We start from the raw sequence: 24398 nt of genomic DNA, 5'->3' as shown, positions 1-24398 counted from the left end.
GATCCGGGCGGCCGACCTGTCCACACTGACCGGCGACATCGTCGGTGATGGGGACAGGTGCGACAACGATGGACGTCAATCCGATAAGCAGGCGGCGGTTCCTGACGATCGCGGGTGGCGCCGCCGGGGTCGTGGCGGTGGGACAACTCGTCGCGGAGCTGCCCGAGGCGTACGCGGCGGAGTTGGATTCCGCGCCGTTCACCCTCGGGGTCGCCTCCGGCGAACCGGATCACGACAGCGTGGTGCTCTGGACCAGGCTCGCCCCGGACCCGCTGGACGCGGCCGACGGCGGAATGCCGGCGGAGCCGGTGCGGGTGCGCTGGGAGGTGGCCCGCGACCCCGACTTCCGGCACCTGGTCCGGACCGGTGAGGTGACGGCGCTGCCCGAGTCGGCCCACTCGGTGCACGTGGTGGTGCGCCACCTGCTCCCGGACCGCTGGTACTGGTATCGCTTCCGGGTCGGCGAGGCGACCAGCCGCACCGGACGGACCCGGACGATGCCCGAGCCGTACGCGAGAGTCGACCACCTGCGGTTCGCCTTCGCCTCCTGCCAGTCCTGGGCCGGCGGCCCGTACCCGGCCTACCGGGACATGACCGAGCAGGAGCTGGACTTCGTGGTGCACCTCGGCGACTACATCTACGAGACCACCGACGGCAGCCTGACCGAGTTCCGCCGGCTGCACGCGCTCTACAAGACCTCCCCCGACCTGCGCGCCGCGCACGCCCGGTTTCCGTTCTTCGTCACCTGGGACGACCACGAGGTGCAGAACAACTACGCCGGTCCGGTCGCCGGCTCCGCCGGTGACGGCCGGCCGTTCCTGGAGCGGCGGGCCAACGGCTACCAGGCGTACCACGAGCACCTGCCGCTCCGCCCGGAGCAGCGGCCGGACGGCCCGGACATGCTGCTCTACCGCCGCTTCGACGTCGGCCGGCTGGCCCGGTTCAGCGTGCTCGACACCCGGCAGTACCGCAGCGACCAGGCCCTCGGCGACGGTCGCAAGGAACCGACCGGCGAGGTCTTCGACCCGGCCCGGACGATGACCGGCCCGGAGCAGGAGCAATGGCTGCTGGACGGGCTGCGGCACTCGGGTGCCCGGTGGAACGTGATCGCCCAGCAGACCATCATGGCTGCCTTCGACTACGACCTCGGGCCGGGGCAGATCGTCAACCTGGACCAGTGGGACGGCTACCCGCCGGCCCGGTCCCGGATCCTCGACTTCGTCGACCGGCACCGGATCGCCAACCCGGTCGTCCTCAGTGGAGACTGGCACACCCACTGGGTGAACGACCTGAAGACCGACTTCGCCGACCCGCGCTCCCGGACCGTCGCCACCGAGTTCGTCGGCACGTCCATCTCGTCCGGCGCGGGCTGGGACGCCGACGTCCGGGCCGGGCTGGCCGCCAACCCGCACGTGAAGTTCTACAACGGCAGCTACCGGGGGTACGTGATCTGCGACGTCACCGAGCGGCGCTGGCGGAGCGACCTGCGGATCGTGCTCGACGCCCGGGACGCCGCCTCGCCGGCGTACACGATCGCGGCGTTCGAGGTGCGGGACGGGATCCCGGGTGCGCGCCGGATCGACGCCGGGGACGGCATCGTCGGCCGGGTCACCGACCGCGCCACCGGCGAGACGCTGCCGAACGTCGAGGTGGCGGTCCTCCGGGCCGACGGCAGCCAGCTGGTGGCCAGCACCACCGACCCGGCCGGCGAGGTGCTCGCCTTCGCGCCGCCCGGCGACTACACGGTGACCGCGAACGGGGTCGGCTACGAGCCGGTCAGCCGGGGCGTCGCCGTCCGGGCCGGCCGGCCGACCCGGCTCGACCTGCGGCTGACCCGGGCGGCGGTCTGGGCCGGCACCGGCCGTACCGTCCCCGGACCGCAGTCCTCGGCCGACGGCACCGACCTGGTGCTCGGCAACGACCTGGTCGCGATGGCCGTCTCGGCCGGCACCGACGACCCGCAACTGGCCGGGGTGACCGTCGGCAAGCCGCTCGACGTGGCGGCGGTCGGGCACCTCGACCAGCTCGACTGGATCAACCTGCCGTACGCCTCGGCGGCCCAGCCGCGCGGCGGCAACGCCTGGCAGCAGCGCACCGTCCGGTCGACCGGCGTCGAGGTGCTCGACGCGGCCGGGCCGGTGGCGAGCGTACGGGCCACCGGGGTCAGCACGGAGCTGCCGGAAATCGCGGTGGTCACCACGTACAGCGTCCGGCCGGGGGAGCCGTGGCTGATGGCGGAGACCGTCTTCCGCAACGGCGGGGCGGAGCCGCGTACCTTCTGGACCGGCGACGCGCTCGACCACGACGGCGCGGGACAGCGCAGCGGTGTGCCCGGGCACGGCACCATCACCAGCAGTACCCCGGCCGACTACCCGCCGGCCGCGCCCTGGATCGGGATGACCGGCTCGGACCGGCAGACCTACGGGCTCTGTTACACCGAGGCCGGCTTCGTCGCGTACGCCGCCTACAACTGGGTGATGAGCCAGCGGCAGGTGACGCTGGAGCCGGGCGGGACCTTCGTGCTGCGGCGGCGGATAGTCGCGGTCGACAACGGCGGTGCGGCCGACCCGTTCGCGGTGCTCGCGACGGTCTGATTCGCGGTGCTGGGGACGGTCTGAGCGGTCGGCGACTGTCGACACGGTGCGCCCGAATTCGGCCTCAACCGGCCGGTCCGGTGGGAATGAGGGATAGTTACCCCTGTATCCGGCACCAACGCAGATCGATGGAGGCCGTCGTGACCACCACCAGCGACACCAGCGACGCCAGCGGAAGCAACGACACCAGCGGAAGCAACGACGCCAGCGGGACCGACGGCACCGGCGGCGCGCCGGTCCGGACCGATGTGGAGAAGGCGCTGCTCGGCGGGAGTACCTACCGGAGTCTCGGCGAGCAGCGCCTCTCGCCGGCGGAGGAGCGGTTCGAGCGGGGCCGCCGCACCACCGGCCTCTGGCTCGCCCCGCTCGTCGCGGTCGTCTTCCTGGCGCTCCCGCTCGACATGCCCGGCAACCAGCAGACCCTCGCCGGGATCCTGCTCGGCGTCATCGTGCTCTGGCTCACCGAGCCGGTGCCGATCCCGATCGGCGGACTGCTCGGCGTCGCCGCCGTCGTCGTGCTCGGGGTGGCGCCCGCCGGCGACGTGCTCGAACCCTTCGGCTCCTCGACGGTCTTCACCTTCATCGGGGCGTTCATCCTCGCCCAGGCGATGCTCAAGCACGGGCTGGCCCGCCGGTTCGCGTTCCGGATGCTGTCGCTGCCCGGGGTGGGCCGGACCGCCGGCCGGGTCGTCATCACCTTCGGGCTGATCACCGCCCTGCTCTCCGCCTTCGTCTCCAACACCGCGACCGTGGCGATGCTGCTGCCGACCGCGCTCGGCATCCTCGCGGTGATCGCGAAACTGATGCAGGAACGGGGCATCGCCGCCGCCGACTTCGATCCCACCCGGCTGCGTGTCGGGGTCGCGCTCATGCTGATGCTCGCCTACGGCGCCAGCGTCGGCGGCCTGCTCACCCCGGTCGGCAGCCCGCCGAACCTGATCGGCCGGGACCTGATCGAGGAGGCCACCGGGGAGCGGATCTCCTTCGCCGAGTGGATGGTCGTCGCCGCCCCGATCTGTGCGCTGATGTTCGTCGCCCTCGCCACGGTGCTGCTGCTGTTGAACCGGCCCGAGATCCGCCGCATCGAGGGAGTCGCCGAGTACGTCGCCAGCGAGCGGGCCGCGCTCGGTCCGCTCTCCCGGGCCGAGCGGAACACCCTGGTCGCCTTCACCGTGACGGTCGTGCTCTGGATCACCCCCGGCGTGGTGGCGCTGATCTGGGGCAGCGACTCCAGCCAGTACGACCTGATCGGCGGGCGGCTCAACGAGGGGATCGTGGCGGTGCTCGGTGCGTCGCTGCTCTTCCTGCTCCCCACCGACTGGCGGAGCCGCGAGTTCACCCTGAACTGGTCCGACGCGGCGCGGATCGACTGGGGCACGGTCCTGCTCTTCGGCACCGGCATCATCTTCGGCGCGTTGCTCAGCGGCAGCGGCCTGGCCGAGACGATCGGCGAGGGCAGCGCCGGCCTGCTCGGCCTGGGCACCGCCTTCGCGATCACCGCCTTCGCCGTGGTGCTGGCGGTGCTCATCTCCGAGACGACAAGCAACACCGCCTCCGCCGCCGTGGTGGTGCCGATCATCATTCCGGTGGCGGTGGCCGCCGGGGTGGATCCGTTCGTGCCGGCGCTGGCGGCGACCTTCGCTGCCTCGTTCGGCTTCATGCTGCCGGTCTCCACACCGCAGAACGCGGTCGTCTACGGCTCCGGCGTCGTGCCGATAACCCGGATGATCCGCTCCGGATTCTCCTTCGACGTGCTCGGTGCGATCCTGATCCTGCTGCTCCTGCCGTTGATGATCGCGCTCGTCGGGCTCGGTGGCTGATGGCGGCCGGAGAATCCGGGTCGGACGTGCGGCGGATCGCGGTGATTCCCGGCGACGGCATCGGCGTCGAGGTGACCGGGGCGGCCCGGCAGGTGCTCGACGCGGCGGCCCGGCGGCACGGGCTCCGGCTGGCGTACGAGGAGTACGACTGGTCCTGCCAGCGCTATCTGGCCGAGGGCGCGATGATGCCGCCCGACGGCCTCGACCGGCTGCGGCCGGCCGACGCGATCCTCCTCGGCGCCGTCGGCTGGCCGGGTGTGCCCGACCACGTCTCGCTCTGGGGGCTGCTGATCCCGATCCGCCGCACGTTCCGGCAGTACGTCAACCTCCGGCCGATCCGGGTCTTCCCGGGAGTGCAGAGTCCGGTCCGGAACGCCCGGCCGGGCGAGGTCGATCTCGTCGTGGTCCGGGAGAACGTGGAGGGGGAGTACAGCGAGATCGGTGGCCGGCTGCACCGGGGCGATCCGGCGGAAATGGCGGTGCAGGAGGCGGTCTTCACCCGGGTCGGGGTGAGCCGGATCGTCGACTACGCCTTCTCGCTGGCCCGGACCCGCCGCTCGTACGTCACCTCGGCGACGAAGTCGAACGGGATCGTGCACACCATGCCGTTCTGGGACGAGATCGTCGCCGAGCGGGCCGCCGGCCATCCCGACGTGCGGTGGGACGCCGAGCACATCGACGCGCTCGCGGCGAAGCTGGTGCTGCAACCGGAGCGGTTCGACGTGATCGTCGGATCGAACCTCTTCGGGGACATCCTCAGCGACCTCGCCGCGGCGGTGGCCGGCAGCATCGGGATCGCACCCTCGGCCAACCTGGACCCGACCGGAACCTTCCCGTCGATGTTCGAGCCGGTGCACGGCTCGGCGCCGGACATCGCCGGTCAGGGTGTCGCCAACCCGCTCGGCGCGGTCTGGTCGGCGGCGTTGATGCTCGATCATCTGGGTGCGCCGGCCGCGGCGGCCGACGTGGTCGGGGCGATCGAGACCTGCCTGCGGGATCCGGCCACCCGGACCAAAGACCTGGGCGGCACCGCCGGCACCCGGGAGGTGGTCGACGCCCTGCTCGACCAGCTCCGGTGAGAGACACCGGGGAGTTCTGCGCTGGGGTCCCGGGGTGGGGCCTCGGGGCTGTGTGCCCCGGGGCTGTGTCCCCCTGGGCGCTTCCGCATGTCATGGTCCGCTGCTGCTCTCCGGCCAGGCCGCCAGAGGTGCCGCTGGATGACCGGGGACGGAAGCAGGATCAGTGCGTCGTCCTCCCCGAGCGTGTCCCCGGCCGTGTGCGCGCCTGCCAGCTCTGCCAGGTCCGCCAGATCTTGATTACTTGTTGTTGTCAGAACGACAACAAGTAATCAAGATCTTCGACGGCAGCTGCGGTCGGATTGATCACTGGTGGACTCGGATCCGTGAGGGGGTGGCTAGGGCCAAGGGTTGGGCGCGTCCTGGGGCCGCTTCGAAGGGGGGACGAACGGCCGGGGGCGCTTTCCTGTCAGATCCGGCCCTGGTGACGCGCGGGGAAGAGGCGAAGGCCGGTGCCGACGTCTGGGGGTGCCGGAGCGGCGTCAACGGCGGCGGGGAACCCGTTAGATGATCTGTCCGACGATCGTGGCGGGGTGACGGTCGGGAAGTGCCTCCAGTGCGCGGGCGAGGTGCGCGGCGAGGTACATCGTCAGTCCGACCCGGTTGCCGTTGAAGCTGCGCAGTAGGGCCAGGCGGGCATCGTGGCAGGGCCGGTCGTGTTCGCATACCAGGCAGGCGTACCGGTCTCCGGGTAGGTGCTGCTCCGAGCGGGGCCGCCGCCAGCCGTCGCCGTGCGGCGTGCCGCTCCCATCGCACCCACGGCCCGATCACCGGTCTACACCAGGCTTCTAGGGTCCTGGCGGGCCCGGCGGCTCGGGGTCGCTGACGTCGGCGACCGTCCCGTCGAGGGCATCCAGGGCCGCGTCGGCGTCGAGTGCGACGGCGCTGCCGTGCTCGCCGGTGCCGAGCGTGATTGTCCGGCCCCGGATCCGCTCGTCGGCGACGACCGGCCACGCGGTGCGGGAGCCGAACGGCGTGATCGTGCCGCGCTCGTAGCCGGTCGCCGACCGTGCCTCGTCGGCGCCGGGCAGGGAGAGCCGGTTGACGCCGAGCAGTGACCGCAGCTTCGGCCAGGAGATGACCCGGTCGCCGGGGACCAGGACGAAGACGTAGTCCTGCTCGGCCCGGCGTACGACGAGGGTCTTCACCACGTCCGGGACCTCGACGCCGAGCGCGTCGGCGGCCTCGGCGACGCTGCGCACCGGGCCGTGCCGGAGCACCCGGTGCGGGATGTCGGCCGAGGCGAGGGCGGCGAGGGCGGTACCGGACATGGCCCCACCGTACCGGTCGGCCGGTGCCGGTCGGGGCTGGAATCCCCTGGTCGTCCACGGTGGTGCCCCGGCATCCGAAACATATCGGCAATCGTCTCTGTCAGCTCGCCGAAACACACCCTCTACAGACTCGGCCCCAGTGGATCTTCGACAGACGGATCGTGAAATCGGGTCGATCTTCGAAAAGGGGGCGGCATGAACCAGTCCGAGCAGTCTGCGGTCAGCCGGCGGGGTTTCCTGCGCGCGGTCGGGGTCAGCGGTGGTGCGGGCGCGATGCTCGCCACCATGGGTGCGCTCGGGCTCGCCCCGACCGCCGCCTCGGCCGCGCCACCGTTCCAGGCGCCGACCCACTCCGATTTCAACCTGACCGGCCGCCGCCGGGCCCGGGTGGTGGTGCTCGGTGGCGGCGTCGCCGGCCTCGCGGTCGCCTACGAACTGGGCAAGGCGGGCTACGACTGCACGGTGCTGGAGGCGCGTTCCCGGGCCGGCGGCCGGAACCTGACCATCCGGGGTGGTGACGTGGAGACCGATCTCGACGGGCACACCCAGCGGGCCCGCTTCTCCGACGGCGGCTACCTCAACGCCGGGCCGGCCCGGATCGCACAGTGGATGGTCACCATGGACTACTGCCGCGAGCTGGGCGTACCGGTCGAGGTCTTCACCAACGCCAACGCGGACGCCTGGATCTACAACGAGTCCGCCGGGATGACCGCGCCGGTCCGCTACCGCACCGCCAAGGCGGACGTGTACGGCTACGTCTCCGAACTGCTCGCCAAGGCGACCGACCAGGGGGCCCTCGACGACCGGCTCAGCGCCGACGACAAGCAACGGCTGCTGTCCTTCCTGCAGAGCTACGGCGCGATCGGCGGGCGCACCAGCGGCTGGGCCTACACCGGCACCAGCCGGCGGGGTTTCGCCAGCTATCCCGGCGCCGGCAACGACGGCGGGAGCCTGCTCGGCGCACCGCCGCCGCTGGCAGACGTCTTCGCCAGCAACGTCGGGCGGTACTTCTCCTTCGAGCTCGGCTACGACCAGGCCATGCTGATGTTCCAGCCGGTCGGCGGGATGGACCAGATCCCCCGAGCCCTGGCCCGGGCGATCGGCAAGCACCGGATCACGCTCGGCGCAGAGGTGACCGGGGTGACCGACCGGGGCGGCCAGGTCGAGGTGACCTACCGGCACGGCGGCCGGGAGCGGATGGTCCGGGCGGACTACTGCGTGGCGACACTGCCACCACACCTGATGGCCCGGGTGCCGCACAATCTCGGCGCGGACGTGACGGCGGCGCTCGGCAGCTTCCCGGCCACCGCCTCCGGCAAGATCGGTCTGGAGTACCGGAGCCGCTGGTGGGAGCTTGACCAGCGCATCTACGGCGGCATCACGGAGACCGACCTCGACGTGTCGCACATCTGGTACCCGTCGTACGGCTTCCACGGCCGGCGAGGGGTGATCGTCGGCTACTACAACACCGGGGCGAACGCGCGGGCGTACAGCGCGTTGACCCCGGCGCAGCGGCAGGAGCGGGCGGTCATGCAGGGCGTGAAGATCCACGGCGAGAAGTACCGCAGCGAGCTGGTGACGGCGTACTCGCACGCCTGGGACCGGACCCGCTACCTGGAGGGGGCCTGGACCTCGCCGCCGCACGGCAGCGCCGGCTACGACCTGCTGCTCCGGCCCGCCGGCCGGGTCTATTTCGCCGGTGACTGGCTGAGCCACGAGGTGGCCTGGCAGCACGGCTCGTTCGTCTCGGCCCGCGCGGTGGTCACCGCACTGCACCAGCGGGTGATGGCGAGCTGAGCCGACTCCGGCATGCTCACGGCCGGAGCGGCGGCGCGGCGTCCCGGCATGCTCACGGCCGGAGCGGCGGCGCGGCGTCCCGGCATGCTCACGGTCAGAGCAGCGGTGCGACGTCCCGGGTGATCGGCACCGCCAGCACGGTCGGGCCCTCCGTGCCGAGCGCGGCCCGGAACGCCGTCCGGAACTCGTCCACCGACTCGACCTGGTGGGCCGTGCAGCCGTAGCCCCGGGCGATGCCGGGGATGTCCAGGCCGGGCAGCTCCAGGCCGGGCACCCCCGGCGCCCGCTCCAACTCGGCAAATGCCTTCAACACCCCGTACTCCTGGTTGACCGGCACCACGAAGACGACCGGCAGCCGGTGCTGGGCCGCCGTCCAGAGCGCCTGCGGTGAGTACTGGAACGAGCCGTCCCCGATCACCGCGACCACCGGCCGGTGCCGCCGGGTGTCCCGCTGGGCGAGGGCGATGCCGACCGCCGCCGGCAGCGCGAAGCCGAGGCCCCCGCTGGCCATCTTGAAGTACGACCCGGGCCGGACGATGGTGAGCTGCCGGTGCAGCGCGCTCAGGTTGGAGGGGGTCTCGGGCACCACGATCCCGTCCGCCGGCCACTCGGCGGCCAGCGCCCCGAAGAGGGTCTCGGGCTTCAGCGGGGTGCCGGGCGCCCCGGCCGCCCCGTCCGGCGCGGCGGGCCGGGTCGGCGGCATCGGCCGGTCGGCTGCGGGCAGCAGCTCGGTGAGGGCGGCGCAGGCCAGTGTAACGTCGCCGACCAGGCTCTCCCCGACCGGTGCGCGGGCCGCCTCGGCCGGGTCGTCGGTGATGTGCAACAGCCGGGTGCCCTCCGGCAGGTATCCGCGCCGGCCGGGCACGTAGGGGTAGTAGCGGAAGACCGGGGCACCGATCACCAGCACGGTGTCGTGGCCGACCAGTTTCTCGGCCAGCGGCCCGATTGCCGGCGGCAGCAACCCCTGGAACTGCGGGTGGTCCTGTGGGAAGCCGACCCGGTCGGCGAACGGGGGCTGCCAGACCGGCGCCCGGCTCCGGTCGGCGAGGGCGACCGCCTCGGCCCAGCCGCCGGCCCGGTCCACCCCGGAGCCGATCACCAACATCGGCTGCCGGCTGCCGGCCAGGATCTCGGCGAACCGGGCCAGCACCGCAGGGTCGGGTGCGACCCGGGTGCTCACCCGGCGCACCTCCGGGGTGCCGTTGGCGGGTTCGTCCCAGTCGTCCAGGGGTAGCGAGAGATACACCGGTCCGGCCGGCGGTTGTACGGCGGTGGCGTGCGCCCGCATGAAAGCCTCAGGGATGTCCTGGGCGCGTAATGGTTCGTGACTCCATTTGACGTACGGCTCGGGAAGTTGTGTCGGCCGCACATTTGTCAGCATCGGCTCGAACAGATTCATCGTCCGGGTCTGCTGTCCTGCCGTCACGATCATCGGGGTCTTGTTGTGCCAGGCGGTCACCAGGCTGCCCATCCCGTTTCCGGTGCCCGGGGCGGTGTGCAGGTTCACGTGTACCGGCCGACCGCTGGACTGGGCATAGCCGTCCGCCATCGCGACCGCCGACGCCTCCTGGAGCGCCAGGACGTACGCGAAGTCAGCCGGAAAGTTCTTCAGGAATGGCTCCTCGGTGGAGCCGGGGTTGCCGAAGAGGGTGGTCAGACCGAGGGAACGGAGCAGGTCGTAGGTTGCTTCGTGCACCGTTGTCATCGAAAGGGGCCTCCTGCGCGTTGTCGTCCCATTCTGGAACCACCCGACCAAGCCGGTCATTTCCGTCATACCGTACGCGTACATGATCATGCTGGTTTATCTCGACCCCGTTCGGTGGTCCAGCAACCGGTCCCAGGCCGTCCGATTCGCGGTGTCGGGCACTGTTTTCGCTGTTCAGAAGGGTTGGCAACGGCAGAAGGCGGCCAGTAATGTCGGCGAGTCTGGTCCGGCCCCTTGGTCGCCACGCCGGTGACACCGGAACAGACCCGCCGAGTCGTTCGGTAACGAGCCGGGGACCCACAGTTATTCGGGGTGAATCCGCGAGCCTCTGGCCCGCGGTAGGGCGGCCTTCCCGCCCGAATCCGTCAGCTAACCCGGTAGGCGGTGTCGGAAGGAGTACGTGTTCGTGCCGCACCACCCGGGCTCCGGCCCATCCCCCCAGGCAGCTCGCCGCGTCCCAGCTCGCCGCGTCGCGGTCCGGCCTCCGGTCACCGCGACCGCTCCGGTCCGCCCGGCCCCCGGCCGGCACCGGGCAGCCCTCGACAGGTACCCGACCCTGGCCCGATAGCGGACCGCTCGAGGGCTGTGACGCGGACGTCGTCGACGCGGGCACGCCGGGGTCGCCGGCCGGATGGCCGGCACGTCCGGAAAGACCCGCGGGTCGGCGACGGCAGGTCGCGGCGGCGCTGATTCCACCGGTACGCCGACAGCGGCGCTCTCCGCCGGGCGGCACATCGCCGCTCGCGTCGTCGATTCGATCGACGGACCTCTCCTGCGCGTTCTGAGCGCAATTTCGCGTCGCATTCCCACCAGCGGACGAAAACGTCGCGTCATTTTTCGCCCCCGGCGATGGTGACGTGCATTCCCCTGGAGGACAACGTTGAAGCACGCAATTTACGGGCGGTTCAGGACCGCCCTCTCCGGTCGGCGCAACCGGCTGGCGCTCGCCTCGGCGGCGGTGCTCGCCGCCGCCGCGTCCACCGGTGGCGTTCTGGCGTCGACCGGCTCGGCGGAGGTGCCTGAGCCCTCGACCGTGGCCGTCGCCGAAGTCGGCTCCCCGGCGCCCGGTGCACCGGGCAGCACCGGCGAGCCCGGCACCGCCGACACCACCGCGCCGGGGACCACCGCGCCGGGGACCACGGCACCGGAGTCGGCCGCGGCGGAGACGACCGCACCGGCGACCCCGGCGAGCCCTGAGCAGACCAGCCCGGCCGTCAAGGCGGCCAAGGCGGCCCCGGCCAAGACGACCGAGCCGCCGGCACCGCCGGAGTCGAAGCTGCTGGACTACGAGTTCCAGGCCCAGATCAACGGCTGGTACTGCGGCCCGGCCGCCACCCGGATCGCGCTGACCGTCCGCGACAAGCGGCCGAGCCAGGACGCGGTCGCCGGCGCTCTCGGCACCACGACGAGCGGCACGAACTCGGCCGAGGACACCACCCGGGTGTTGAACGACCTGATCGGGACGGACTTCTACCGCACCACCGCCATCCCCGGCGGCGCGGCCACCCCGGCCCAGATGGACCGGCTCCAGGCCGACGTGGTGCACGCCGTCACCAGCGGGTACGCCGTGGTGGTCAACATCGCCGGCTCCGTCACCGACCTCGACGGCGGCTGGCACAGCTACCCCGGCGGGCACTACCTGACCGTGGTCGGCTACCGCGACGACGGCCGTACGGTGAAGATCGCCGACCCGGCCATCCCGGGTGCGGACAGCACCTACTGGCTGAGCACCATCGACCTGGCGAACTGGGCGGCCACCCGGGGCTACTCGTCCTGATCCGTTCCCGCCGGCACGGGCCTGCGCGCCGCTCTGGCGCCGGTGGCCGATGACACGCCGGCCCGCCCCACCCCCGGACGACCCGTGCCGACCGGACGTGGGGCGGGCCGGCGTCGTCGGACGCCGGCTGTCACGGCCTTCCGGTGACGCTCTGCGGGACGTTGGATGTCCGCTCTGCAGGTTTCCGTGGCCGCAGACGCACCACATGTAACGTCTGATTCCATGATCGTGTGGCTCAACGGCACCCACGGCGCGGGTAAGACGACGACCAGTGCGCTCGTGCGGCCACTGATCCCGGATTCGCGGGTGTTCGACGCCGAGAAAATCGGCGAGACTCTCATGGACATCACGCCGGGGCTACCCGAGACGGACAACTTCCAGCACTGGCCGCCGTGGCGGCCACTGGTCGTCGAGACCGCCCGCCGAGTACTCGACTACACGGGCGGCATTCTGGTGATGCCCATGACTGTCCTGGTCGAGCGGTACTGGCGAGAGATCAGCAGTGGTTTCGCCCAGCACGCCATCCCGGTACGGCATTTCGTCCTGCACGCCGACCAGGACACCCTGCGCGCGCGTATCGAGGGGGAGCATGCCGTGCCCTCCCCGTTCCGGCTCAGGTACCTCGGGCCCTACGCCGAGGCGGCCCGCACGTGGCTGCACGCCGAGGCCGAGGTCGTCGATACCACGCACCTCATGCCCGCCCAGGTCGCCCTGCGGATCGCGGAGGCGGTCAACGGTTGAGGGCCCCGGGCGGTGCGTCACTGGCCCTGCCACACCGCCTGGGCGCCCGAGTCCCCGGTGCGGTAGACGTAGTAGAGCGCGACTCCGGCCGCTGCCAGCGAGAGCACCCCGAGCACCAGGGTCAGGGCCGGGGAGTTGGTACGCGGCGCCCGGACGGCCGTCCCGGTTCCGCCGCCCCCGCCGACACCGCCGCCGGTCCCACCGTCCGTGCCTGTGCTGCCGTCCGTGCCTGTGCTGCCGGTCGGTGGGGCCGCGGCGGCGCGGGGGCGGACGAAGAGGACCAGCAACAGGGTCAGCACGCCGAGCGCGATCGTCGCGTAGAGGGTGTTGCCGCCCAACTCCTGATGCTCGGCCAACCGGGGCACGTACTCCGGGCTGACCCGGTTGCCCGCCTGGAGCCGGGCGAGGAACTCGTCGCCGGAGAGCTTGGCCAGCAGCGCCGCGACCGGGGTGGCGATCGCGAGCAGCGCCGTTACCAGGCGCAGGTGCGGGCGGAGGAACGGGACGAAGGCGTAACCGACGGCGGCCACGGCGAGCAGCGGGACGAAGACCACCGCCGCGTGGACCAGCAGGGGATGGGCGGGTATGCCCATGAACTCCTCGAGCACGGGCGCCTCCTCGGCGACGGATCGGATCGTGCGCTTTCGAGAACGTTGACATGGTGCCCGGGGTGCCGACCGTTGACAAGAGCCGAAATCGGTTCGCAAGAGCCGGATCGGTTGGCAGGAGCCGGATCGGCGCGATCGACAGCCGCTCTACAAGGGACAGAGGCGGCGCGGACGGTGCTACGACGCAGGCTCGCCGACGACGTGTTCGACGTACTCGGCGACCGGGGTGAAGCCGAGCCGGTCGTAGAGCTTGTATGCGGCGGTGTTCTCCGCGTGCACGTTCAGCGCCACCGTCTCGACCTCGGCCAGCAACCGCCGGCAGAGCGCCGCCACCAGCGTGCTGGCCAGCCCCTGCCCCCGGTGCTCCGGTGCGGTGGTGACGTTGCCGAGCGCGCCGACCCCGTAGCGGGGCGACCAGACGTGCACCCCGGCGGCGGCGACCAGCCCGCCGTCGCGGCGCATCCCGAGATAGTGCCCGGTGCGCAGCATCCGGGGATCGAACCAGATGCCGGGGTAGGACCGCCGGTAGAAGGCCGTCAGCTCCGCGGTGTCGGCCTCGGTGAGCACCTCGCCGCCGGGCGCCACCCGGACCAGCCGATCCGGATCGGTCAACGCCATCTTCAGGTGCGGGCCCCGCGACCGGACCGGAAACTGCCGGGCCAGCACCTCCGCGCCGCCGGGGGAGAGGTGCGCCTCGAAGTGCCGGGGCAGCAGCGGCAGGAGTCCGGTCAGTAGCTCGGCCACCACCTCCGCGGAACGGTGCAGCGCCAGCAGCACCGGCGTGGGTCCACCGTGGTAGAGCAACGCCACCGCGTCGTCCAGCCGGTACCAGGTGGTGTAGGGCCAGTAGAAGTCGTCGAGGTCGCCGAGCTCGTACGCGTGCAGGTGGGGGTCGCGGCGCAGCAGGCCGGCCAGCTCGTTCCGGTCGTGGCCGGCCCTGATGATCGTCACCGATGCATCATGGCACAGCCCACGCCGGCGTTCGGAGAGCCGGCCGGAGAGCGGAGAGCCGGCCGGAGAGCGGTGGCGTTCAGCGGGCTGCCGGTGCGGGGCGGGGTGACGGGACGGTCGGCCCGGCCCCGACGGCGCCGTCCAGCTCCCGGCGGGCCTGGTCGAGGAAGCCGTCGGCGTACCGCTGCTCGGGGAAGTCGCCGAGATAGCGGGTGCGGGTCCGCCAGCGGGTCTCGGCCAGCGGATCGGTGTCGAGCAGCCGGTCCAGCACGTCGTCCAGGTTGGACAGATCCGAGGTCAGCACGTAACCGGAGCCGGCCAGCGGGAACCCCTCGACGAAGCGCTCCCCCTCGCCGACCCGGTCGGTGATGGCGTACGGCTTGCCGGAGTAGAGGTAGTCGGAGATCACCGCCGAGACGTCCGAGACCAGAGCGTCGGAGGCGTTGACGCAGTCGACCAGGCTCATCTTCCGGGCCGCCTCGGCGCCGAAGACGTGCGGCCGCCCGCTGACCGCGCGGTCCTCGGCGAGCAGCTGCTCGATCCGGGCGAGCTGCCGGGCCGACGCCGGGTTCTGCGACGTGTAGGGGTGGGCCCGCAGGATCACCGTCACGCCCCGGTCCAGCAGGCGCCGGACCAGGGTCTCGCCGACCGGCAGCGAGCAGTGGTCGACGTCGGCGTTGTGCCCGGTCCAGGTCGGGGCGTAGAGCACCACCTTGTCGGCCCGGTCCCGGATCGGCTCCCGACGCACCTCGATCGCCTCCACCTGCGGGCGGCCGACGATGGTGAACTTCTCGGCGGGGATGGTCACGCCGTTGCGGGCGTACCGGTCGATCGCCGCCTGCCCGGCGACGAAGATCCGGTCGAAGATCGCGGAGACCGGGTTGGCGCTCGGCGCCTTGTCGCTGTCGCCGTGGTGCAGCTGGATGTGGGTCAGGTGGGTGAAGCGGATGCAGTGGCTGTTCTTGGCGCCGTGGTTGACGTAGAAGGCGACCCGCAGGCTCGGCACGATCGCCTCGTCGATCGAGCGCGGTGTCGGGCAGACCACCACCGGCGCGCGGGTGGCGGCGGAGACCGGGCCGAGGAAGTCCGGCTCCCGCAGCAGCACCACGAAGGGGCGGCCGATCCGCTCCAGATACGGCAGCCACATCATGACCTGGTATTCCGAGCCGGGCGGCGCGGAGAAGTAGAGCAGGAACTCGGGCTGGTGCCGGCGCAGCGCCTGGGTGACCGCGCTCTGCCGGGCCGAGGGGCGGAGCCGGCGCAGCGCGAGCGGCCCGACCGCGCCGGCCGCGGCGGCCGCACCGACCAGCAGGGTGAGGAGCAGGACGGGCCAGGCCGGCAGGCGCAGCGCCGCGCTCGCGGCGAGCAGGACCAGCAGGGCCAGCACCGCCGGGCCGAGCCGGTCGGCGACGAGCAGCGGCGAGGAGCGTACGCCGAGGTTGGCCGCGCGCACCTCAAGCTCGGCGGCGTCCCGCAGCGGCTTCTCGGCCAGGGTCAGCCCGAGCAGGGCGGCTCCGGTGACCGCCAGCGTCAGCCAGCTCCACCGGGCCTCGGGGACCCGGTGGACGTAGCCGACCAGCACCCCGCCGATCAGCAGCACGGGCTCGGCGACGAGGCCGGCGCGGGGGTTGACCCGCCGCTCCACCCAGACCGCGACCGCACCGGCCACCGCCAGGGCGAGACCGGCCAGCTTCGCCGTTGCCAGGGCGAGGACCAGGAAGGAGAGCACGGCCAGGCCGGCACTGAGACACCGGACGGTCAGTTTCCTGACCAGGTCGCCACGCATGCGCTTCCTTCCTTCGCCACGCCGTCCGGACCGACCGGCTCGATCTCGGGGGCCGCGATCTCGGCGCCCGGCACGCCGGGGGAGCGGCGGACGTCGACCACCTGACCGGTGAGCCCGGAGAGGAGGACGTCCAGCGAGACCCGGGCCACCGTGTCGGCCGCCAGCAGGGTGTGCACCGGCTCCTCCCCGAACGCCCGGGTCCGCATCGGGGTCGCGGTCCGCTCGGGGTTGACGCAGTTCACCCGTACGCCGAACTCCGACCACTCGTCGCCGAGCGCCTGGGTGAGGTTGACCACGGCGGCCTTGGTGGCGGAGTAGAGGGCGTAGCGGGCCCGGCCCCGGGTGTAGGAACTGGAGGTGTAGAGCAGCAGTTGGCCCCGGGTCTGGCGCAGGTAGGGCAGGGCCTGGCGGGCGATCTCCACCGGGGCGACGAGGTTGACCTGGAGCATCTGCGCGATTGTCGACTCGTCCATCTCGGCGAGCGCACCGGTCCGGAGCACCCCGGCGGTGACCACCACGTGGTCGATCCGGCCGGTCGCCTCGAACGCGGCGCGCAGCGCGGCGGCGACGTCCTCGGCCCGCTCCACGTGGGTGCCCGTGCGGGACCGGCTGACCGGGAAGACCTCCGCGCCGTAGTGCCGGGCGAGCTCGGCCAGCTTCTGCCCGATGCCGTGGCTGCCGCCGAAGACCACCACCGTCCGGCCGCTCAGTTCCTCGGTGTACGCCCGCTCGTCGACCAGCCGGGGCGCCTGGGCGGCGGCGAGCTGGAAGAGCTTGTCCGCCAGGTGCACGTCGACCGGGTGGGTCACCTTGATGTTCTCGTCCGAGCCCTCGATGACCTTGATCGGCACCTCGGGGAGGTAGCGCAGCACCACCCCGCAGTCGTCGGTGGCGCTGAACTCGGGGTCCTCGGCGGCGCGCGCGTACGCGGCCCGGATGGTGCCCGAGCGAAACGCCTGCGGCGTCTGCCCCCGGCGCAGCCGGGCCCGAACCGGGATGTCGGTGATGCAGTCGTCCTCGTCCACCTGGATGATCGTGTCGGCGGAGGGGATCGCCACGTCGACCGCGGAGTGCGTCCAGAGCGCGTTCACGCACTCCCGGACGATCCGTCCGCTCAGCAGCGGCCGGACCGCGTCGTGGAAGAGGATGTTGCAGTCGTCCGGACCGATCGCGTCCAGCGCCAGCCGGGTGGTGGCGTTCCGGGTGTCACCGCCCTCGATCACCTTGCCGACCTTGCGGAACCCGGCCCTGTCGACGATCTGCTGCGCCTCGTCGAGGAAGCCGGGTGCCATCATCACCAGGATCTCGTCGATCTCGGGCGCGGCCTCGAAGACCGCGACGGTGTGTTCGAGGATCGGCTTGCCGGCGATCTTGAGCAGTTGCTTGGGTATGCCGAGCCCGACCCGGGTGCCGGTGCCGCCGGCGAGCACCACCGCCACGGTCCGGTGGGGTCGCCACACCGCCGGTACGGCGCTCCGGGGCTCCGGTGCCGTCCGGCCGTCCGGCCGCGTCGCCGGATTCTGTGCCATTGCCGATCCTCACTGACTGCGGCTGGTCGCCGCAGTCGTTCGCCGAGTCTCCGTCCGCGGCCCGCCCGGAGCCGCGACCCATAGGACCCTAGCCCGGCATCGGCCGGACGCCGAACCCCCAGGTCGACAACCGGTCCTCCGCCGGTCGGCCCGGGTTCGGCTCCGGTTCACTTCCGGTTCATGAACTTCTCGTACTCGGGGACCACCTCGTCGGTCGGCCCGTCCGCGCGGATCACGCCCGACTCCAGCCAGATCGACCGCTCGCAGGTGGAGCGGATCGAGCCGATACTGTGGCTGACCAGGAAGACCGTGCCGGCGCTGGCGCGCAGCTCGCGGACACGCTGCTCGCTGCGGCGCCGGAACCGCGCGTCACCGGTGGCGAGCGCCTCGTCGATCAGCAGCACGTCGTGCTTCTTCGCGGCGGCGATGGAGAAGCGCAGCCGGGCGGCCATCCCGGACGAGTACGTCCGCATGGGCAGCGAGCTGAAGTCGCCGCGCTCGTTGATCCCGGAGAACTCGACGATCTCCGGGGTGAGCTGGCGCACCTGGGCCGGGGTCATGCCCATCGCCAGGCACCCCAGCGCCACGTTGCGTTCCCCGGAGAGGTCGTTGAGCAGCGCCGCGTTGACGCCGAGCAGGGAGGGCTGGCCGTGGGTGTAGATCGTGCCCCGGCTGGCCGGTAGCAGCCCGGCGATCGCCCGCAGCAGGGTCGACTTGCCGGACCCGTTGCTGCCGAGCAGGCCGATCGCCTCACCCTGGTAGGCGGTGAAGGTGACGCCCTTGACCGCGTGCACCTCGCGGACCGTGCCGCTCTTGCGACCGGTCAGCATCCGGCGCAGTGCGGCGGCCGGGTTGTTGTTGCCGGAGTTGGCGCCGTGCACCCGGTAGATCACGTGGACGTCGTCGACGACGACGGTCGGGATCCGGGGGACCGGCGCCACCGTGGTCGCGCCCGCAGGGGTCCCGGTCCGGGGGTCGATCGGCTCAGCCACGGCCGTACTCCTTCTCACCGCGCCAGAAGTAGATGAACCCGAGCAGCCCGGTCACCGCCGCCCAGCCGATGCCGAGCGCCCAGGACTGGGTCGCCGAGGCGGTCACCGGCGCCGACTCCAGCAGGGCGTGCCGCATCAGCTCGATGTAGACCAGCAGCGGGTTGAGCTGCACCATGAAGGCGGCCCACTCCGGCAGGTGCTGCTCGAAGTACGCCACGCTGTAGAGCACGCCGGAGGCGTACATCCAGGTGCGCATCACGAAGGGGAGGACCTGCCTCATGTCGGTGATCTTCGAGCCGACCCGGGCCAGCGCCATCGCCAGCCCGGCGTTGAAGACCGACTGGAGCAGCACCGCCGGGATCACCAGCAGCCACTGGATGGTCAGCGGCTCGCCGTCGACCAGCACGATGCCGGCGAGCACGACGATGGAGGCGAGCAGGTGCTGGAACTGGGTCAGGGTGATCGCGATCGGCAGGGCGGCCCGGGGGAAGTGCAGTGCCCGGATCAGTCCGAGGTTGCCGCTGATCGCGGTGACCCCGCCGCTGGCCGCGGTCTGGGTGAAGGTGAAGACGAACAGCCCGGTGCAGAGGTAGGCGATGAAGTTCTCGACGTCTCTGCTGGTGCCCAGCACCACACCGAAGATCAGGTAGTAGACCGCCGCGTTGGTCAGCGGGGTCAGCACCTGCCAGATGCGCCCCAGCCGCGCGGTGCTGAACGAGGCCACCAGCTTGGCGTTGGCGTAGGCGGTGATGAAGTGCCGGTAGGACCAGAGCTGCCGGGCGTAGGCCGGAAGGGTGGGCCGGGCTCCGGCCACGGTCAGTCCGTACCGGGCGGCCAGCTCTGCCTGGCTGAGCTCTGAATCGGGGTTGGCTACCGCCGTGATGGCCATAGCGTGGGCGCTCCGATCTGTTCGGGCTGTGGGAGGCGCGCGACGTGTCGACCGTGCTCGAGCGGTGGAACGCCGATGGTCGTCGCTCCGTGGAAAGTAGTCCATAACTGCGTCGGGACGCAACCGTAGCGTCGTCGCGCTATATTGGCCGACGTGGCGACCGACAACCGGCGTGCTCCAGCGGGAGCGGCGGTGCTCCGAGACGAGATCACCGTCGCTATCCGCCAGGCCGTGCTGCAGGAACTCGCCGCGGTCGGCTACGGACGTCTGTCGATCGAGGCGGTCGCGCGCCGGGCCGGGGTCGGCAAGACGGCGATCTACCGGCGCTGGAACTCCAAGCTCGAACTGGTGCTGGAGATCGTCACCCGGATCGCGGGCCAGAGCCTACCGTTACCGGACACCGGGAGCCTAACCGGAGATCTCGACGTGCTGCTGCGGATCGTGGCCCGGGCGCTGCGACACCGGCTGGCCTCGCAGATCGTTCCGGACCTGCTCGCCGAGGCGGCCCGCAACCCGGAGATCGCGGGGACCCTCCAGCAGGCGCTGCGGGCGAACCAACAGGACGTCGGCAGGCAGCTGATCGACCGGGCGGTGGCCCGGGGCGAGCTGCCCGCCGGAACGGATCCGGACCTCGCGGTCGACCTGATCGTCGGTCCCCTCTACTGGCGGCTCGCCGTCTCCCGCACCGCCCTGCCGGACGCCTACCTGTCCCGGCTGGCCGCGGCGGTCGCGGCCGGGCTCGGCGCGCACGTCGCCGTGCCGGAGACGGTGGGCGTGCCGGAGGCGGTCGGTGCGGCGGTGGTCCGGGACGCCCCGGCCGGAGGGAGTGTCGACGCTCCGGTCTCGAGCTGACCGCGCCGCGCGGCGCCACCCACGTCCACCACCACCCCCGACCAGATGGCGGTCGCGGAGGCCGTGACCCGTAGGGCCCGGCTCCGCCGCCGGCCGCGACCCCCTGTACCACTCGATCCATCCACGGAACAACGAGCTAGCATCGCTGCCGATTGCGATGCCCTCATCGACAGGAGGATGCCCATGTCTGGGCAGAACGCAGACCTGATACCACCCGCCAAACCAGTCATCGGAGACGCCGAGGTCGAGGCGGCCGTCCGGGTGCTCCGCAGCGGCCGGGTGGTGCAGGGGCCGGAGGTGGCGGCGTTCGAGGAGGAGTTCTCCGAGCTGGTGGCCGGCCGGCACTGCGTCGCGGTCAACTCGGGCACCTCCGCGCTCCAGCTCAGCCTGCTCGCCCTGGGCCTCGGCCCGGGTGACGAGGTCATCGTGCCGTCGTTCTCCTTCGCGGCCACCGCGAACGCCGTCCGGCTGGTCGGCGCGGAGCCCGTCTTCGCCGACATCGAGGCCGGCAGCTTCTGTCTTGACCCGGCCGCGGTCGAGGCGGCCGTCACCCCGCGTACCGCCGCGATCATGCCGGTGCACCTCTACGGCCACCCCGCCGCTATGGACCGGCTGACGCCGATCGCGGAGCGGCACGGCCTGGCCGTCGTCGAGGACGCGGCGCAGGCGCACGGCGCGGCGCTCGGCGGCCAGCCGGTCGGCTCCTTCGGCGTCGCCGGTTGCTTCAGCTTCTATCCGACCAAGAACATGCACGCCCTGGAGGGCGGCATGATCTCCACCCCCGACGCGGAGTTCGCCCGCACCCTGCGGCTGCTGCGCAACCAGGGCATGGAGCAGCGGTACGCGAACGAGATCGTCGGGGCGAACATGCGGCTCACCGATGTCGCCGCGGCGATCGGCCGGGTGCAGCTCCGGCAGCTGCCGGAGTGGACCGAGCAGCGCCGGTCGAACGCGAAGTTCCTGGACTCCCGGATCACCGGCGCGGTGACCCCGCCGGTGGCCGACGCGGCGCGGCACGTCTACCACCAGTACACGGTGCGGGTCTCCGGTGACCGGGACGCCGCCCAGCAGAAGCTGCTGGACCGGGGCGTCGGCAACGCGGTCTACTACCCGACCCCGATCCACCGGCTCAAGCCGTACCTGACCGCCGACGGCAGGCCCGGCCCGTGGGAGCTGCCGGAGACCGAGCGGGCGGCGGCCGAGGTGATCTCGCTGCCGATCCACCCGGCGCTGAGCCAGGGCGACCTGGAGCGGATCGCCGATGCCACGAACAGCCTGGGCGGTGCCCGGTGAGCGGCGGGAACACGTTGCGTGCCGGCCTGATCGGCCTCGGCGCGATGGGGCGCAACCACGCCCGGATCCTCTCCGGCCTGGACGGTGTCGAGCTGGTCGGTGTGGTGGACCCGGCCGGGGACAGCACCGGCATGCTGCGGGCGCCGGTGCTGCCCACCGTCGCCGAGCTGCTCGCACTCAAGATCGATTACGCCGTGGTGGCCTGCCCGACCGCGCTGCACGAGCAGGTCGGCCTGGAGCTGGCGGCGAACGGCGTCTGCGCGCTCATCGAGAAGCCGCTCGCGCAGTCGGTGGAGACCGCCACCCGATTGGTGGAGGCGTTCGAGGCGGCCGGGCTGGTCGCCGGGGTGGGACACATCGAGCGCTACAACCCCGCGCTGCAGAACCTGCGGACCCGGCTCGAGGCCGGCGAGCTGGGCGAGGTCTTCCAGGTGGTCACCCGCCGCCAGGGCCCCTTCCCGCACCGGATCGCCGACGTCGGGGTCGTGATGGACCTCGCCACCCACGACATCGACCTGACCAGCTGGGTCACCGGCCAGGAATACACCTCGGTCTCGGCCCGTACGGTCTCCCGCAGCGGGCGGCTGCACGAGGACATGGTCGCCGCCGTCGGGCAGCTCGCCGACGGCACCATGGTCAACCACCTGGTCAACTGGCTGAGCCCGCTCAAGGAGCGCTCCACGGTGATCACCGGCGACCGGGGCTGCTTCGTCGCCGACACGCTCACCGCCGACCTCACCTTCTACGCCAACGGCGCCATCGACACCGAGTGGGAGGCGCTGCGCGCGTTCCGGGGCGTCGCCGAGGGGGACATGGTCCGTTACGCGATCCCCAAGCGGGAGCCGCTGCTGGTGGAGCACGAGCGGTTCCGCGACGCGGTCGACGGCAAGGAGAGCAGCATCGTCACCCTGCGCCAGGGCCTCCGTACGGTCCAGGTCGCCGCCGCCCTGCTGGAGTCGGCGACGGACGGCACCACGGTCTCGGTGGCCCCGGGCGACACGATGGCGCAGCCGGCGCTGCGATGACCGCCTCGAAGGCGCGACGGGTGGTGGCCACGATGGGGCGCCGCATCCCCTCACCCGTACGCCGGACGCTGCGCCGGACCGCGGCCCTGCCCCGGGCCCGGCACTCGGTACGGGCGGCCTGCGGGCTCGGCGCCGGCACGCCGCTGATGGTGCACACCGGACGGATCAGCACGGACCGCAGCGCTGCCGTGATGGTGGACGCCCTGTCCCACCTGCCCGGATTCCACCTGGCGTTGGTCTGCCCGAGCACCGAGCGGGACGCCGCCGGCGCGCTGCTGCGCCGGGCGGAGACGGTGGGCGTCCGGGACCGGCTGCACGTGCTGGCCCGGCCGCGCGGGATGGCCCCGGCCTTCCTGGCCAGCGCGGACCTGGGCGTCTCCGGCTATCAGCCGGTCGTCTCCGGCGGCCCGCTCGTGCCGGAGGAGCTCGACGAGTACCGCGCCGCCGGCCTGCGGATCGTGGCCGGCAACATCCGCACCATCCGGGAGTACCTCGCGCAGCACGAGGCCGGCGTGGTCTTCACCCTCGGCTCGGCGGCGTCGTTCGCCACCTCGGTGCGGCGGGTCCGGACCGAGCGGCCCGCCGGACGGCCGCCGACGCCGTCCACCGAGCCGGACGCACCGCCGGAGTGGAGCCGGATCGGCAGCACGCCGATCCGGCTCGGGCTCGGCACGGCGAACTACGCCGGACAGCTCTCCAGTTTCGCCCGGGCGATCTGCGCCGCCCGTCCCGACGTCTCGGCCGAGCTCGTCATGGCGAAGCCGGTGGCCTCGTTCCGGTACCCGGCCGACGCCTACCTGCACTTTCCGACCGAACGCCGGCTCGACGTCCAGCTCGACCAGGTCCGGCGGGTGCTCGGCACCTACACCCATCTCGTCGTCGACGCCTTCCGCCCGGTGCTCGGGCGGCTCAACGGCGAGGACATCTCCGCCGATCTGCCCGCGCTTCGCCAGGCCAAGATCAAAACGGCCCTGCTGGCACACGGCAGCGAGATCCGGCACCCGGCCAGCCACCTCGACCGGCACCCGGAGTCGGGCTTCCGGCAGGCACCCGAGGAACTCGTCGAGCGCCTCGGCACGGTCACCGAGAAGAACGCGCGGATCGCCCGGGAGAGTGAGCTGCCGATCTTCGTGACCACGCCGGACCTGCTGGCCGACGTGCCGTGGGCGACCTGGGCGCCGCTGGTCCTCGACGTCGAGGCGTGGAGCTGCGACCGCCCGGTGCTCGAGCGGCCCCGGCCGATCGTCCTGCACGCCCCCTCCACCCGGTGGACGAAGGGGACCGACCTGATCCTGCCGGAACTCCAGGCCCTGCACGACCGCCGGGTCATCGACTTCCGGCTGGTCGAGGGCGTTCCCTGGAGCGAGATGCGGCGCATGGTGCAGGAGGCCGACATCATCGTCGACCAGCTCGTGATGGGCTCGTACTGCACCTTCGCCTGCGAGGGCATGGCCGCCGGGAAGGCCGTGATCTCCTATCTCAGTGAGGACGCGATGCGGGCGGTGCAGATCCGCCCGCCGATCACCAGCGCCACCCCCGCCACCCTGGTGAAGGCGATCGAGTCGCTGCTCGACGACCGTACCGCCGCAGCCCGGCTCGCCGCCGAGGGTGTCGGATACGTCCGCGAACACCACGACGGACGCCGGACGGCCCAGGTCTTCGACGAGTTCCTTCGATGACCGGGCACCGGCC

General features: G+C 72.1%; 18 protein-coding genes and 1 riboswitch. Of the genes, 10 read left to right on the top strand and 8 right to left on the bottom strand.

All coding sequences use genetic code 11. From position 1 onward, the window contains the following. Positions 1-68 precede the first annotated feature (68 nt). The 3 genes from ACN28C_RS26765 to ACN28C_RS26755 all read left to right on the top strand — a co-directional run bounded on the left by ACN28C_RS26765 (position 69) and on the right by ACN28C_RS26755 (position 5493). Positions 69-2594, top strand: coding sequence for an alkaline phosphatase D family protein (locus ACN28C_RS26765; protein WP_422770283.1), 2526 nt, complete (start codon positions 69-71; stop codon positions 2592-2594). Between the two features lie 140 nt (positions 2595-2734). Further along, on the top strand, positions 2735-4414 hold the full coding sequence (locus ACN28C_RS26760) for an SLC13 family permease (RefSeq protein ID WP_422770282.1): 1680 nt from the start codon (positions 2735-2737) through the stop codon (positions 4412-4414). A gap of 26 nt (positions 4415-4440) precedes the next feature. Next, entirely contained in the window at positions 4441-5493 is a 1053-nt protein-coding gene (locus tag ACN28C_RS26755) for a tartrate dehydrogenase (protein ID WP_422774818.1), read from the top strand. 785 nt (positions 5494-6278) lie between these two features. Here the strand turns inward: ACN28C_RS26755 and ACN28C_RS26750 are convergent. Beyond that, complete coding sequence (locus ACN28C_RS26750) at positions 6279-6761, bottom strand: aminoacyl-tRNA deacylase (protein WP_422770281.1); 483 nt, start codon at positions 6759-6761, stop codon at positions 6279-6281. A 195-nt stretch (positions 6762-6956) separates the two neighbouring features. Here ACN28C_RS26750 and ACN28C_RS26745 point away from each other — a divergent pair, with 195 nt between their 5' ends. Then, positions 6957-8558 (top strand): flavin monoamine oxidase family protein, encoded by a 1602-nt coding sequence (locus ACN28C_RS26745; protein ID WP_422770280.1) that lies wholly within the window; start codon positions 6957-6959, stop codon positions 8556-8558. 94 nt (positions 8559-8652) lie between these two features. On the opposite strand, the gene mdlC is transcribed toward ACN28C_RS26745, so the two are convergent. Further along, positions 8653-10263 carry a benzoylformate decarboxylase gene (mdlC, locus tag ACN28C_RS26740; RefSeq protein ID WP_422770279.1) on the bottom strand — a complete coding sequence of 537 codons (1611 nt, stop codon included), beginning with the start codon at positions 10261-10263 and terminating at the stop codon, positions 8653-8655. A gap of 257 nt (positions 10264-10520) precedes the next feature. After that, positions 10521-10662, top strand: a riboswitch (cyclic di-AMP (ydaO/yuaA leader). Positions 10663-11143: 481 nt separating this feature from the next. Here mdlC and ACN28C_RS26735 point away from each other — a divergent pair. Both ACN28C_RS26735 and ACN28C_RS26730 read left to right on the top strand, forming a co-directional pair. Then, a complete protein-coding gene (locus ACN28C_RS26735; protein WP_422770278.1) occupies positions 11144-12040 on the top strand; it encodes a C39 family peptidase in 897 nt (298 codons plus the stop codon). 165 nt (positions 12041-12205) lie between these two features. Next, positions 12206-12781 (top strand): ATP-binding protein, encoded by a 576-nt coding sequence (locus ACN28C_RS26730; protein WP_422770277.1) that lies wholly within the window; start codon positions 12206-12208, stop codon positions 12779-12781. A gap of 17 nt (positions 12782-12798) precedes the next feature. Here ACN28C_RS26730 and ACN28C_RS26725 read toward each other — a convergent pair whose 3' ends face one another. From ACN28C_RS26725 to ACN28C_RS26700, 6 genes are all read right to left on the bottom strand, one after another. Next, entirely contained in the window at positions 12799-13389 is a 591-nt protein-coding gene (locus tag ACN28C_RS26725) for a hypothetical protein (protein ID WP_422770276.1), read from the bottom strand. Between the two features lie 177 nt (positions 13390-13566). Next, positions 13567-14340, bottom strand: coding sequence for a GNAT family N-acetyltransferase (locus ACN28C_RS26720; RefSeq protein WP_422770275.1), 774 nt, complete (start codon positions 14338-14340; stop codon positions 13567-13569). 79 nt (positions 14341-14419) lie between these two features. Continuing rightward, positions 14420-16126, bottom strand: coding sequence for a CDP-glycerol glycerophosphotransferase family protein (locus tag ACN28C_RS26715; RefSeq protein ID WP_422770274.1), 1707 nt, complete (start codon positions 16124-16126; stop codon positions 14420-14422). Next, positions 16099-17655: an SDR family NAD(P)-dependent oxidoreductase gene (locus ACN28C_RS26710; RefSeq protein WP_422770273.1), complete on the bottom strand. Its 1557-nt coding sequence runs from the start codon at positions 17653-17655 to the stop codon at positions 16099-16101. The genes ACN28C_RS26715 and ACN28C_RS26710 overlap by 28 nt, the downstream gene beginning before the upstream one ends. 167 nt (positions 17656-17822) lie before the next feature. Beyond that, positions 17823-18647, bottom strand: coding sequence for an ABC transporter ATP-binding protein (locus ACN28C_RS26705; protein ID WP_422770272.1), 825 nt, complete (start codon positions 18645-18647; stop codon positions 17823-17825). Continuing rightward, positions 18640-19536, bottom strand: a complete 897-nt coding sequence (locus ACN28C_RS26700; RefSeq protein WP_422770271.1) for an ABC transporter permease — start codon at positions 19534-19536, stop codon at positions 18640-18642. The genes ACN28C_RS26705 and ACN28C_RS26700 overlap by 8 nt, the downstream gene beginning before the upstream one ends. 153 nt (positions 19537-19689) lie before the next feature. On the opposite strand from ACN28C_RS26700, the gene ACN28C_RS26695 reads away from it, so the two are divergent. The 4 genes from ACN28C_RS26695 to ACN28C_RS26680 all read left to right on the top strand — a co-directional run bounded on the left by ACN28C_RS26695 (position 19690) and on the right by ACN28C_RS26680 (position 24385). Further along, positions 19690-20388 (top strand): TetR/AcrR family transcriptional regulator, encoded by a 699-nt coding sequence (locus ACN28C_RS26695; protein ID WP_422770270.1) that lies wholly within the window; start codon positions 19690-19692, stop codon positions 20386-20388. A 183-nt stretch (positions 20389-20571) separates the two neighbouring features. Beyond that, positions 20572-21681 carry a DegT/DnrJ/EryC1/StrS family aminotransferase gene (locus ACN28C_RS26690; RefSeq protein ID WP_422770269.1) on the top strand — a complete coding sequence of 370 codons (1110 nt, stop codon included), beginning with the start codon at positions 20572-20574 and terminating at the stop codon, positions 21679-21681. After that, entirely contained in the window at positions 21678-22706 is a 1029-nt protein-coding gene (locus ACN28C_RS26685; RefSeq protein ID WP_422770268.1) for a Gfo/Idh/MocA family protein, read from the top strand. Before ACN28C_RS26690 ends, ACN28C_RS26685 begins: the two co-directional genes overlap by 4 nt. Further along, a complete protein-coding gene (locus tag ACN28C_RS26680) occupies positions 22703-24385 on the top strand; it encodes a glycosyl transferase family 1 (protein WP_422770267.1) in 1683 nt (560 codons plus the stop codon). Before ACN28C_RS26685 ends, ACN28C_RS26680 begins: the two co-directional genes overlap by 4 nt. Positions 24386-24398: the final 13 nt, after the last annotated feature.

It is taken from the genome of Plantactinospora sp. WMMC1484, from assembly GCF_049315195.1.
Classification (GTDB): domain Bacteria; phylum Actinomycetota; class Actinomycetes; order Mycobacteriales; family Micromonosporaceae; genus Plantactinospora.
The sequence above is the reverse complement of the archived record's forward strand: the minus strand, read 5'-3'. Positions and strand labels throughout refer to the sequence as shown.